Here is a 12,158-nt window from a genome sequence, read left to right on the forward strand (position 1 = left end):
CGCAACGGATTGCGGAAAGTTTCAGGAAGATCTCTCCCGTCCGGAGGCGGGCACGTCGGAGGTGACCTCGGCCGCCCTCACCTCGGCCGCCCTGGCCTCGACCGCGGCGCCCTCGGCGGCGGGCACGGCCGCGCCCGCCCCGGCGGACGGTGGCACGCCCTCCGCCTCACCGGGCGCCGGCCGGTGGTCGATCATCAGGAAGGCGACCAGCGCGGCGAGGAGCAGGATGCCCATCGCGACCCAGGTCGCCACCACGTAGCCGTGCACCGCGCCCTCGGCCTGGACCGCGGGATCGGAGGCGATCCGGGTGGCCAGGAAGCTCGCGGTGGCGCTGGCCGCGATGGTGTTCAGCAGCGCCGTGCCGAAGGAACCGCCGACCTGCTGGGCCGAGTTGATGGTGGCCGAGGCGGCGCCCGCCTCGTGCGGGGCGACCCCGAGGGTGGCCAGGCTCATCGAGGGCATGAACACCAGGCCCATGCCGAAGCCCAGCAGCAGTTCGGCGGGCAGCACCATGCTCGCGAAGGGGCTGTCCACCTTCATCTGGGTCAGCCAGGCCATGCCGGCGGCGGCCAGCAGCAGCCCGGGGGCGATCAGGTTGCGGGACGGCACCCTGACCATCAGCCGGGCGGCCAGACCCGTGGAGGCCAGCACGATGGCGCCGGTCATCGGCAGGAACGCCACGCCGGTGAGCACCGGCGAGTAGCCCTTGATGATCTGCAGGTAGTAGGTGAGGAACAGGAACAGGCCGAACATGCCGATCATCGCCAGGCCGACCGACAGCGCGCCGCCGCCGCGGTTGCGTTCGCCGACGATGTGCAGCGGCAGCAGGGCGTGCGGGGAGCGCTTCTCGACCAGGACGAAGAGCACCAGCAGCAGCACGCCGAAGCCCAGCGCGGACAGCACCAGCCAGTCGCCCCAGCCCCGGGTCACGGCCTCGGAGGTGCCGTACACGATGGCCAGCAGGCCGCCGCAGCCCAGCACCGCGCCGGGCAGGTCCAGGGGGATCCGCCGGCCCTTGGCGATGTGGTCGGAGGTGATCACGGAGGCCGCGGCGAAGGCGGCGACCACGGCGATCGGGGTGTTGACGAACAGGCACCAGCGCCAGTTCAGGTACTCGGTCAGCAGGCCGCCGAGGATCAGCCCGATCGCGGCGCCGCCGCCGGCTATCGCGCCGAAGATCCCGAAGGCGGTGCTGCGTTCCTTGGGGTCGGAGAAGGTGGTGGAGAGCAGGCCCAGGGCCGACGGGGCCAGCAGCGCCCCGAAGGCGCCCTGCAGGGCCCGGGCCGCGAACAGCATCGCCGGGCCGCTCGCGGCACCGCCGAGGGCGGAGGCCAGGGCGAAGCCGAGCAGGCCGATGATGAAGACGCGTTTGCGGCCGAAGAGGTCGCCGAGCCGTCCGCCGAGGAGCAGCAGTCCGCCGAAGGCCAGCGTGTAGGCGGTGATCACCCACTGCCGGTTGGCCTCGGAGATGCCCAGGTCCTCCTGGGCCGAGGGGAGGGCGATGTTCACGATCGTGATGTCGAGAACGATCATCAGCTGGGCGATGGCGATGACGGCCAGCGCCCACCATCGGCGGCTGTCCGCCGCCTCGTTTCCTGTGGTGGCAGGTTGCGCAGACACTGGGGGAGCCTTCCGGAGAGGTACGGAGAGGTCACGCAGTCGCCTTCCAGCCAAACGCTCGGCGCGATGAGATGCAAGGAAAATCCTGATCAAATCGGGTAGATCGGACCAAAGCCCTAAACACCCCTACGCCCGGGGCCCCGGGCCGTCCTACGACCCGGGGCCCCGCCTCCTACCCTCCGCACGGCACCGCGGCGGCTACAGCGCGGACAGCTCCGCGACCAGGTCGTCCAGGCCGAGCGAGCCCTGCGACAGCGCCGCCATGTGCCAGGCCTTGAGGTCGAAGACCTCGCCGCGCGCCTCGTGGGCCGCCTTCGCCGCCGCGCGGCCGCGCAGCCAGGCCCGCTCGCCCAGCTTGTAGCCGATCGCCTGACCCGGCATGCCCAGGTAGCGGATCAGCTCGCTGTCCAGCACCTCGGGGGCGAGCCCGCAGTAGAGCCCGAAGAACTCCCGGGCGGCCTCCGGCAGCACCGGCTCGCCGGGCCGGTACGGGGAGTCGGCCGGGAACTCCAGGCCGGCGTGCATGCCGATGTCGATGATCACCCGCAGGGCGCGCAGCATCTGGGCGTTGAGGTAGCCGAGCCGGTGGCCGGGGTCGGTGAGGTGGCCCAGCTCGTCCATCAGGCGCTCGGCGTACAGCGCCCAGCCCTCCAGGTTGGCGCTGACCCCGCCGTGGCTGACCTGGTAGGTGGAGAGCCGGTCGGCCACGTACGCCCACTGCGCCAGCTGGAGGTGATGGCCGGGGACGCCCTCGTGGTACCAGGTGGAGACCAGGTCCCAGACCGGGAACGACTCCCGGCCCATGGTCGGCAGCCAGGTCCGGCCGGGGCGGCTGAAGTCCAGCGAGGGCGCGGTGTAGTACGGCGCGGCGGCGCTCCCGGGCGGGGCCAGCCGGGACTCGACCCGGGTGACCGGCTCGGCCAGGTCGAAGTGGGTGCCCTGGAGGTCGGCGATCGCGCGGTCCATCAGGCCCTGGAGGTACTCGCGGACGGCGTCCTCGCCCTTGATCGAGGGGCCCTCGGTCTCCAGCCAGCGCATCGCCTCCATCGGGGTGGCGCCGGGCAGCAGCTTCTCCGCCTCGGCCCGCTGCTGGGCGTGGATGTCGTGGAACTCGCCCCAGGCCCACGCGTAGGCCTCGTCGAGGTCGAGGTCGGAGCCGGTCCAGTAACGCACCCAGCGGCCGTAGCGCTCACGGCCGGTGGTGTCCGGGGCGTCGGCGGCGGCCGGGCCGTAGACGTCCCGCAGCCAGTCGCGCAGCTCGGCCAGCCCGGCCGCGGCGGCGATCGCGTGCTCGGTCAGCACGGGGCGCTGCCCCTCCGGGGCGGCCTGGACGAAGGCGCCGAACCAGCCGCCGCTCTCCCCCTCCAGCCACTCGCCCAGTTGCTCGACCAGCGTCGCCACCTGGCGGGGGCCGGCCAGCAGTTCGCGCTCGACGCCCTCGGCCAGCAGCTCGCGGTAGAGCCGCAGGGCCTCGGGCACCCGGGCCAGCCGGCGCCCGATCCGCGCCCACTGCTCCTCGGTGTCGGTGGGCAGCAGGGTGAACACGTCACGAATGTCATGGACCGGGGAGCCCAGGTTGCGCACCGCGGACCGGTAGTGCTCGCCCGCGTCGTGGACGGCGAGTTCGGCGGTCAGCCGCTCGCGCAGGAGCCGGGCGCAGCGCCGCTCGGCCTCGTCCTCGGCGCGCCCGGCCTCCTCGGCCCCGGTCAGTTCGGCCAGGGTGCGGCGGGCGAGGTCGGCGATGGCCCGGCGGCCCGCCGGCGAGAAGTCGGGAAGGCGGTCGTCATCGGGGTTGAGCCCGAGGTAGACCGCGAGCAGCGGGTCGAGCTCCGCGAGGGCCTGCACATGGGCGTCGGCGATACGGCGAGGGGTGGTGCCGTCGGAGCTGATCAGTTCTTCAACCATTCGGACATCATTTCGCGGCCCCGCCCGATTGCAAGGGGCTCTCGGGCGATTGGCCCGGTACCGGCCGGTCCGCGACGGCCGACCGGTCAGCCGGCCGGGGCGACCGACCGGGGGCGCGGGCCCGCGCGGGCGAGCCGCAAACAATCGTTCGGAAAGTACCGCGCGTGCCAGGGGCCGATCCGCCACGCGCCCATTACGCTGACCGGCATGGAAGCCAGGCCCGTGCCCCCGTCCGCCCCCGCGACCCCGCGACCCCGCGGGGGGTACCGGCGGCTGCCGGTACAGCAGCGGCGGGAACAGCTGATCGCGGTCGCCCTGGAACTGTTCGCTTCCCGGCCGCCCGAGGAGGTCGGCCTGGACGACGTCGCCGAGGCCGCCGGGGCCTCCCGGCCGCTGGTCTACCGCTACTTCGCGGGCGGCAAGCAGCAGTTGTACGAGGCCGCGCTGCGCAGTGCCGCCGAGGAGCTGACCAGCCGGTTCACCGTGCCGGTGACCGGCACCCCGAGCGAGCAGCTGTCGGCGGTGCTGGACGGCTACTTCGCCTTCGTGGCCGAGCACGACGCCGGCTACTCGGCGCTGCTGCGCGGCGGCTCGGTGGTGGAGACCGCCCGGACCACCGCGATCGTCGACGACGTCCGGCGGGCCGCGCTCAAGCGCACCATCCGCCACCTGGGCGTCCGGGAGGCCGGGCCGCGGCTGACCCTGCTGGTCCGCTCGTGGATCTCGGTCGTCGAGGGCGCCTCGCTCAGCTGGCTGGACGAGGGCCGTACCCTCCCGGTCCCCGAGCTGCGGGACTGGCTGGTCGACCAGTTCGTGGCGATGGCGGCGGCGACCGCGCTGCACGACCCGCAGACCGCGCAGGTGCAGTCCGCGCTGCTGGCACTGGAGGGGCCGGACTCCCCCCGGGTGCGGCGGCTGCGCGACCGGCTGACCGGCTGAGCCACCGCCCCGGGGGGCTCCCTCAGGCCTTGCCGAGCACCTGGCGCTGGCGGCCCAGGCCGTCGATCTCCAGCTCGACCACGTCCCCGGGGGCCAGGAACGGCGTGCCGGGACGGCCCAGGGTCACCCCGGCCGGGGTGCCGGTGACGATCACGTCGCCCGGCTCCAGCACCATGAAGTGGCTGACATAGCGGACGATCTCCAGCACCGGGAAGATCATGTCCGCGGTGGAGCCGTTCTGCCGGGGCTCGCCGTTGACCCACAGGCGCAGCGGCAGCCGCTGCGGGTCCTCGACCTCGTCCGCGGTGACCAGCCAGGGCCCGAGCGGGGTGAAGGTCTCCGCCGACTTGCCCTTGTCCCACTGGCCGCCGCGCTCGAACTGGAACGCCCGCTCGGTGACGTCGTTGGCCACCGCGTACCCGGCGATCACCCCGGCCGCCGCCCGGTGGTCCTCCAGGTAGCGCGCGGTGCGGCCGATCACGATCGCCAGCTCCGCCTCGTAGTCGGTCTTCTCCCCGCCGCGCGGCACCAGCACCTCGTCGTACGGGCCGACCACCGTGTAGCTCGGCTTGAGGAAGATCACCGGCTCGGTGGGGATCGCCGCGCCCGCCTCCTCGGCGTGGTCGCGGTAGTTGAGGCCGATGCCGACCACCTTGCCCGGCCGCGCCACCGGCGCGCCCACCCGCTGTCCGGCGATCTCCGCCACCGGCAGCAGCCGGCCGGCCACCGCGCCCGCCAGCTCCGCCGGGTCCAGCCCGGCGAGGAAGGCACCGTCGATGTCCCGGGCCCGTCCCGAGAGGTCGTACGCGGTGCCGTCCTGGCCCAGCACGACCGGACGCTCGGCGCCCGGGGGGCCGACACGGAGCAGCTTCATCTGAGCGTCACCACCTGTTTCGTCGCATCTCCGGGGCCGCCGCACAACCGGCCCGGCCCCATGCGTCCGAGGTATATCAACGTCCGTCACCTGCGAACCAGACGGTTCCGGTCGGCGAGTTCCTATCAATTCCTCCCACCGGTACGGGCCCCTGATCGGGCGCCCGTACGGTTGACAGGCCCGGCCGCGGCACACCGGGCGGACGCCCGTCCGTTCGGCCGGCGGGCTTCCGGCGGGCCGGCGGGCTTCCGGCGGGCGCCGGGCGGGCCCCGTCAGACGGCTCGCGGGCCGGCCAGCAGGCGGGCGAGGGAGGGACCGGCCGGCCTGCCGCCGGAAACCGGCTCGCGCTCCCAGCGGGCCAGGTCGCGGGCCACGTCGGCGGCCGCCTCGGGCAACCCGGCCACCAGGGGGACGAGCTCGCGCAGCAGGTCGGCGGCCGCACCGGGTTCGCCGTCGCGGGCGAGCCAGAGGGCCAGGTCGTGGCAGGTGCGCAGGGTGCGCGGGTCGCCCTCGCCGCAGACCCGCGCGAACTCCGGGATCAGCCGCTCCAGCATCAGGGCCGCCTCCCGCGCGGAGCCGTCCACGCCCAGCTGCCAGGCCTGGTCGGCCCGGCGGCGCAGCTGCTCCGCGCTGGGCCCGGACGGCGGCGGGTCGGGCACCAGCCGGCGGCGCACCTCGGAGGCGTCGGCCGGCCGGTCGCCCGGCTGCTTGGCGAGCAGCTGCGCCACCAGGGCGGCGAGCCCGGGGCCGACCGTGCGCAGCGGCGGCGGGGGCTCCTGGACGTGCTGCGTCATGTACTCGATGGGCGAGGGCCCGTTGAAGGGGCGGCGCCCGTCGAAGAGCTGGTGGAGCACCACGCCGAGCGAGTACAGGTCGGCGCGGCCGTCCACCGTGCCGCCCGACCAGCGCTCGGGGGCGAGGTAGGGCGGGCTGCCGATGACGCTGCCGGTGGAGGTGAGCCCGGTGGTGTTGCTCATCAGCCGGGCGATGCCGAAGTCCAGGACCTTGGCCTCGCCGGTCTCGGTGATCATGATGTTCTCGGGCTTGATGTCCCGGTGCACCACCCCCGCGCGGTGCGCGGCGGCCAGGGCGCCGCAGACCTGCCGCATCCACTCCAGGGCCTCCTCCTGGGCGGGCGTGCCGTCCCGGAGCACCGCCGACAGCGGGCGGCCCCGCAGCAGCTCCATCACCAGGTAGTGGGTGGCGAAGCCGCCCTCCTGGACCTCGCCGAGGTCGTAGAGGGTGACGATGTGCGGGTGCGAGAGCCCGCCCACCGTACGGGCCTCGGCGACGAAGCGGCGCACCTCGCGCTCGTCGGCCGCGTTCTGCTCCGCGATGACCTTCACCGCGACCGGGCGGCCGACCTTCTGGTCGTGGGCCTCCCAGACCACCCCGAATCCGCCCCGGCCGAGCTCCCGGACCAGCCGGTAGCGCCCGTCCAGTGCCTCCCCCGCCCTCATGCCTGCCCCCAAGTCCGCTGGATCGGAACGGTGTTCGCACTCGGGCCGGTGCCCGGCGAACGGGTTCACGATAGCGGTGGGGGCGGACGGCGGGGACGGGCAGGGCACGGCGCGCCCGGCGGTCGGGGGGCGGCGTCCCGGGCCGGGCCGGGGCCCGGCCCGGGATCGGTGTCAGGGCTTGGTCTTCGGCAGCCCCGGCGGGTTGATCTCGGACTTCTGGACGGCCTCGTTCTCCAGGCCCCAGCGCTTGAGGGCCTGGCCGTAGGTGCCGTTGCGGATGATCTCGTCGATCGCCCCGTTGAGCGCCTCGACCAGGCCGCTGTCCTTCCTGGTGGTCGCCGCGATCTTGCCGATGACCTCCCCGCCGCCGGAATAGGTGCCGATGACCTCGCTCTCACCGGTCTGCACCGCGTGGAAGGCCACCACCGGGTTGGGGCCGAGGTAGGCGTCGATCCGCCCGGAGCCGAGCGCCAGGTAGTAGTCGGCGGAGTTCTGGAAGTACTTGATGTCGGTGGCCTTGAGGCCGTTCCGCACGTTCTGCTCGCTCCAGGAGACCAGCAGTTTCTCCTGGTTGGTGCCGGACGCCACCGCGATGGTCCTCCCCGCCACGTCCTGGGGCCCGTCGACCTTCCAGCCGCTGCCCTTCCTCGCCTCGAAGCCGAGCACGTCCAGCCGGTAGGTGGCGAAGTCGTACTTCTCCTTGCGGGCCTCGGTGACGGTGATGTTGGAGATGCCGACGTCGTACTTGCCGCTGTCCAGGCCGACGAAGATGTTCTCCCAGGAGACCGGGTTGAACTGCACCTTGAGGCCGAGCACGTTGCCGATCAGCTCGGCGAGGTCCGGTTCGACGCCGATGATCGTCCTGTCGTCGTTCGCGTAGAAGTCCAGCGGCGGGGTGGTGCCGATGGAGTCGACGACGGTCAGTGTTCCTCTCCTTCTCACCTCCTCCGGTACGAGGGCGGCGATCGCGTCCACCTTCGGGGTGGTGATCCGGTTCTGCTGCGGCGTGAGGTTGACCGTGGTGCCGTTGGGCGCGGTGCTCCCCTTCGCGGGGGCGAGCTCCGCGGAGGCGCCCGCGGAACCGCCGCAGGCGGCCAGGGTGAGGGCGGCGGCGAGGGCGAGGGCGGAGCTCGTCAGGGCGCGGCGGGCCAGGGACACGGCGGTACTCCTTCTCATGGGTGCTGTCAGGACAAGCGGGCGGGGGTTCGGACGGGGTTCAGAGGACCTTGGCGAGGAAGGCGCGGGTGCGCTCGTGCCGCGGGTCGTCCAGCACGGCGGACGGCGGGCCCTGCTCGACCACCACGCCGCCGTCCATGAAGACCACGGTGTCGGCGACCTCGCGGGCGAAGCCGATCTCGTGGGTGACGACGATCATGGTGGTGCCGGTCCTGGCGAGGTCCTTGATGACGTCCAGGACCTCGCCGACCAGCTCCGGGTCGAGGGCCGAGGTGGGCTCGTCGAAGAGCAGCACCTTGGGTTCGAGGGCCAGCGCGCGGGCGATCGCCACCCGCTGCTGCTGGCCGCCGGACAGCTGTCGCGGGTAGGCGTCCGCCTTGTCGGCGAGGCCGACCCGGGCGAGCAGCTCCAGCGCGGCCCGGCGGGCCCCGGCCCTGGGCCGGCGCAGCGCGCCGACCGGCGCCTCGGTGATGTTGTCCAGCACGGTCAGGTGCGGGAACAGGTTGAAGTTCTGGAAGACGAAGCCGATGTGGGTGCGCTGGCGCAGCACCTCGCGCTCGCGCAGCTCGTGCAGCCGGTCGCCGGAGCGCCGGTAGCCGATCAGCTCGCCGTCGATCGCCACGAAGCCCCGGTCGACCTTCTCCAGGTGGTTGATCGCGCGCAGCAGGGTGGACTTGCCCGAGCCGGACGGGCCGAGCACCACGGTCACCGAGCCGGCCGGCACGTCCAGGTCGACCCCGCGCAGCACGGCGAGCGGGCCGAAGCTCTTGTGCACGCCCCTGACCTGCACCATCGGGGCGTCGGACGATGCGGCCGGTGCGGCCGGCGGGGTCGGTGCGGTGGCTGCGGTCATGACGGTCCTCCGGTGGTCCTGGCGACGGCGGTGGTCTTGGCTGGAGCGGTGGTCCCGGTGGCGGCGGCCGGGCCCCGGAGCTCCCGGACGAGGGCACGGGCGCGTTGCAGCGGGGTGGGCGGCGGGGTGCGGCTGCTGCCCCGGGCGAAGTACCGCTCGACGTAGTACTGGCCGATCGACAGCACGGTGGTGAGGATCACGTACCAGACGGTGGCCACCATCAGCAGCGGGACCACCCGGCCGGTGCGGCCGTAGATCACCTGCACCTGGTAGAAGAGCTCGCCGAGGGCCATCACGTAGACCACCGAGGTGCTCTTGAACAGCGAGATCACCTCGTTGGCGGCGGCCGGCAGGATGCCCCGCATCGCCTGCGGCAGCACGATCCGCACGGCCTGGCGCCACCGCGGGATGCCGAGCGCGGCGGCGGCCTCCAACTGGCCGGTGTCCACCGAGAGGATGCCGCCGCGGATCACCTCGGCGGCGTAGGCGGCCTGGTGCAGCGCGAGGCCGATCACCGCGGCGCCGAGCGCGCCGAGCAGGCCCATGGTCTCGAACTCCAGGAACGAGGGGCCGAACGGGATGCCCACGCCGAACCGTTTGTAGAGGTAGGAGAGGTTGAACCAGAAGACCAGCTGGACGATCAGCGGGATCGAGCGGAACGCCCACACGTACGTCCAGGCGATGGACCGCAGGATCGCGCTGCCCGACAGCCGCATGCCGGCCACCAGCACTCCCAGCACGAAGCCCAGCACGGTGCCGTAGAAGGTGAGTTCCAGGGTGCGGCGGACGGCCCGCAGGATGGTGTCGGTGGCGAAGTGAACCCGGAAGGTCTCCCAGTCCCAGCCCGGGTTGGTGGCCAGCCCGTGGACGAACTGGAGCAGCAGGACGAGGGCGGCGGCCCCGGCCGCCCAGCGCCAGGGGTGCCGGGCCCGGACGACCCGCAGGCCGTCCAGCACCGCGAGGTCGAGGTCGGGGCCGGCGCCGGTACGGGCGGCGGCGGGCGGACGGATGCGACCCGGCCCTCTCGCCGGGGCGTCGGCCGGGTCGGTGGTGTCGGCCGGGTCGGTGGTGGTGACGGTCATGGTGGGACTCCTCCGTGGATGCCCGATGGCCGGATGCCCGGCGGGCGGGCGGCCGAGGGACGGACGGCCGGTGGGCGGGTGCCCGGACGGACGGGCGGACAGGGGCTCACGCCTGCTCGGGCGGGCTGATCCGGGACTCCGGGACGGCGGAGTCGGCGACGCCCCACTTGCGCAGGATCCGCTCGTACGTGCCGTCCTTGATCAGCCGGTTCACGGCGGCCTGGAACGCGGGGGTCAGCGGGGACCCCTTCTTGAAGGCGAAGCCGACGTCCAGCCGCTTGAACTCGCCCAGGAACCGCGTCCCGGCCGCCTCCTGGGAGGCCTGGTGGCGCAGGCCGTTGATGGTGGACATCACCACGTCGACCCGGCCCTGCTGGAGCGCGGTGAGGATCGCCCCGGCCTCGCCGAAGGCCTTCACCTCGTACGGCTTCTTCCCGGCGTCGGCGCAGACGTTCTTCTTCGCGTTGAGCGTGGTCTCGAAGGTGGTGCCGGCGCCGGTGCCGATGGTCAGGCCGCACAGCTGGACCAGGTCCTTGACCGGCTGGAGGGAGGTGTCGTCCTTGCGGACCGCGAAGCCCTGGCCGTCGTTGACGTAGGTGACGAAGTCGATGGTCCTCAGCCGGGCCGCGGTGACGCCGAAGTTTCCGGTGCCCACGTCGTACTTGCCGCTGCCCAGGGCGGGCAGGATGGTCTCGAAGGAGGCCTCCTCGCGCTGCACGGTCACCCCGAGCACCTTGGCCACCGCGTCCGCGAAGTCCACGTCCAGGCCGGCCGGCCGCTTCCCGTCCGCGTAGAAAGCGGTGGGCGGGCTGCCGAAGGCCGAGCCGAACCTGACCGTGCCCGCCTTGCGGACCTCCTCGGGCAGCAGCGCGGCCGCCGCGTCGTCGCGGGTGACGGCGGAGACGACGTCCTGGGTGGCCGCCGCGGCCGCCGGGTTGCCCGTGCCGCCGGCCGTCGCCAGCGTCGGGTCCGAGCCGCACGCGGCCAGCGCCAGGACGGGGAGCAGGGCGGCGGTGGCCGCCGACAGGCGGCGGCGGACGGTGGTGGGTCTCACGGGGGTGCCCTTTCGCGGGGTGATCAGCATGGGGGGTTCGGGGGTCAGGCCCGGAGCCGCTTCTCGAACGGGAGCGGGCCGATGGTCAGCGGGTCGGCGGTGACGTCGAACAACGGGGTGTAGCCGCTCGCCAGGTACAGCCCCCTGGCCTCGGGCTGCCGCGGCCCGGTGGTGAGGAGGATCCGGGAGTAGCCGGCCGCGAGGGCCGCCCGTTCCAGCTCCGCCAGCACCCGGCCGGCCAGGCCCCGGCGGCGGTGCGCCGAGTGCGTCCACATCCGCTTCACCTCGGCGGTGCGCCGGTCGAGGAACTTGTACGCGCCGCCGGACACCGGCTCGCCCCGCTCCAGGAGGAGCAGCAGCAGTCCGGACGGCTCGGCGAAGGCGTCCCGCGGGTAGCGGGTCATCTCCTCGACCGCCGCCGGGCCGTACCGGCCGACGTACTCCTCGGTGAGCTCGCGCAGCAGCGGTTCGACCAGCGGGTCGTCGATGGTCACCCGGCGGACCTCGACCTCCGGTTCAACGGGCATGGCGGACCTTTCGGGCGTGGCGGGGCGGGCCCCGGCGGCGGCACCCGGCCGCGCGGCGGCACGGCGCGCCACCGGGGCACGGCGGTACGGACGTACGGAGGTAAGGGCTTTCGGGGGTAAGGGCTTTCGGAGGCACCGCGGCCGGAGGCGCCGGCGGCGTACGGGCGCGGCGGTACCGGGGCGCGGCGACGGCGCGTACGGGACTACGTGACGGGAGGAACTGCCGGAGTGCAGCGGGGAGTCGGCGGCGACGGGCGGCCGGCGGGCCGTCGGGTCAGGACGGCCGGGCGACGCGCGACGGGGCTCCGAGGGAGGACACCCCGAAGGGAGGGGCCGTCAGGGCGGCCCGACGCCGGGTCAGCCGCGACAGGCCGCCGACCACACCCGACCGAAGTCGATGTGGTCGCGGCTGACCAGGGGCTGCTCGGCGTACATGGGCACAGTTGAACAGTGCGGGGACCACCACGTCAACAGCCCTTCATTGCCGCACTGTTGCGATCTCCTGTCGTCCTGCGGCAGGGCCTTGGACGGGCCCGGGCGAGGCCCTGCCGGCCTTGACAGCCGCCGATCGCGCACGCGTACGATCGACCCCGGAGTGAGTGCAGTGCCGGCCGCGCGTTGAGGGACGCGGGCCCGGCCCGGCGGTGGCGACCACCGCCCGTACGTGA

10 protein-coding genes are annotated in these 12,158 nt (G+C 73.6%); 1 reads left to right on the forward strand and 9 read right to left on the reverse strand.

Annotation, left to right across the window (positions count from 1 at the left end; all coding sequences use genetic code 11):
• Positions 1–21: 21 nt before the first annotated feature.
• Positions 22–1,533 carry an MFS transporter gene (locus tag ACWEQL_RS07970; RefSeq protein ID WP_452149371.1) on the reverse strand — a complete coding sequence of 504 codons (1,512 nt, stop codon included), beginning with the start codon at positions 1,531–1,533 and terminating at the stop codon, positions 22–24.
• A 285-nt stretch (positions 1,534–1,818) separates the two neighbouring features.
• Positions 1,819–3,525, reverse strand: coding sequence for a DUF885 domain-containing protein (locus tag ACWEQL_RS07975; protein ID WP_452149331.1), 1,707 nt, complete (start codon positions 3,523–3,525; stop codon positions 1,819–1,821).
• 207 nt (positions 3,526–3,732) lie between these two features.
• Here ACWEQL_RS07975 and ACWEQL_RS07980 point away from each other — a divergent pair, with 207 nt between their 5' ends.
• On the forward strand, positions 3,733–4,464 hold the full coding sequence (locus ACWEQL_RS07980; RefSeq protein ID WP_452149332.1) for a TetR/AcrR family transcriptional regulator: 732 nt from the start codon (positions 3,733–3,735) through the stop codon (positions 4,462–4,464).
• Positions 4,465–4,486: 22 nt separating this feature from the next.
• Here the strand turns inward: ACWEQL_RS07980 and ACWEQL_RS07985 are convergent, their stop codons facing one another.
• From ACWEQL_RS07985 to ACWEQL_RS08015, 7 genes are all read right to left on the reverse strand, one after another.
• Positions 4,487–5,338 (reverse strand): fumarylacetoacetate hydrolase family protein, encoded by an 852-nt coding sequence (locus ACWEQL_RS07985; RefSeq protein ID WP_452149333.1) that lies wholly within the window; start codon positions 5,336–5,338, stop codon positions 4,487–4,489.
• A gap of 272 nt (positions 5,339–5,610) precedes the next feature.
• Entirely contained in the window at positions 5,611–6,798 is a 1,188-nt protein-coding gene (locus ACWEQL_RS07990) for a serine/threonine-protein kinase (RefSeq protein ID WP_452149334.1), read from the reverse strand.
• Between the two features lie 171 nt (positions 6,799–6,969).
• Entirely contained in the window at positions 6,970–7,956 is a 987-nt protein-coding gene (locus ACWEQL_RS07995; protein WP_452149335.1) for an ABC transporter substrate-binding protein, read from the reverse strand.
• A 58-nt stretch (positions 7,957–8,014) separates the two neighbouring features.
• Positions 8,015–8,827 (reverse strand): amino acid ABC transporter ATP-binding protein, encoded by an 813-nt coding sequence (locus ACWEQL_RS08000; RefSeq protein ID WP_452149336.1) that lies wholly within the window; start codon positions 8,825–8,827, stop codon positions 8,015–8,017.
• Complete coding sequence (locus ACWEQL_RS08005) at positions 8,824–9,909, reverse strand: amino acid ABC transporter permease (protein WP_452149337.1); 1,086 nt, start codon at positions 9,907–9,909, stop codon at positions 8,824–8,826. The genes ACWEQL_RS08000 and ACWEQL_RS08005 overlap by 4 nt, the downstream gene beginning before the upstream one ends.
• A gap of 106 nt (positions 9,910–10,015) precedes the next feature.
• Positions 10,016–10,993, reverse strand: a complete 978-nt coding sequence (locus ACWEQL_RS08010) for an ABC transporter substrate-binding protein (protein ID WP_452149338.1) — start codon at positions 10,991–10,993, stop codon at positions 10,016–10,018.
• Positions 10,994–11,007: 14 nt separating this feature from the next.
• Positions 11,008–11,490 carry a GNAT family N-acetyltransferase gene (locus ACWEQL_RS08015; RefSeq protein ID WP_452149339.1) on the reverse strand — a complete coding sequence of 161 codons (483 nt, stop codon included), beginning with the start codon at positions 11,488–11,490 and terminating at the stop codon, positions 11,008–11,010.
• Positions 11,491–12,158: the final 668 nt, after the last annotated feature.

The organism is Kitasatospora sp. NPDC004240, from assembly GCF_053603215.1.

Coding starts and splice junctions, on each gene's coding strand:
- ACWEQL_RS08000 (WP_452149336.1), bottom strand. CDS start 8,827: ATGACCGCAGCCACCGCACCGACCCCGCCGGCCGCACCGGCCGCATCG.
- ACWEQL_RS07985 (WP_452149333.1), bottom strand. CDS start 5,338: ATGAAGCTGCTCCGTGTCGGCCCCCCGGGCGCCGAGCGTCCGGTCGTG.
- ACWEQL_RS07975 (WP_452149331.1), bottom strand. CDS start 3,525: ATGGTTGAAGAACTGATCAGCTCCGACGGCACCACCCCTCGCCGTATC.
- ACWEQL_RS08005 (WP_452149337.1), bottom strand. CDS start 9,909: ATGACCGTCACCACCACCGACCCGGCCGACACCACCGACCCGGCCGAC.
- ACWEQL_RS07970 (WP_452149371.1), bottom strand. CDS start 1,533: ATGATCGTTCTCGACATCACGATCGTGAACATCGCCCTCCCCTCGGCC.
- ACWEQL_RS08010 (WP_452149338.1), bottom strand. CDS start 10,993: ATGCTGATCACCCCGCGAAAGGGCACCCCCGTGAGACCCACCACCGTC.
- ACWEQL_RS07980 (WP_452149332.1), top strand. CDS start 3,733: ATGGAAGCCAGGCCCGTGCCCCCGTCCGCCCCCGCGACCCCGCGACCC.
- ACWEQL_RS08015 (WP_452149339.1), bottom strand. CDS start 11,490: ATGCCCGTTGAACCGGAGGTCGAGGTCCGCCGGGTGACCATCGACGAC.
- ACWEQL_RS07990 (WP_452149334.1), bottom strand. CDS start 6,798: ATGAGGGCGGGGGAGGCACTGGACGGGCGCTACCGGCTGGTCCGGGAG.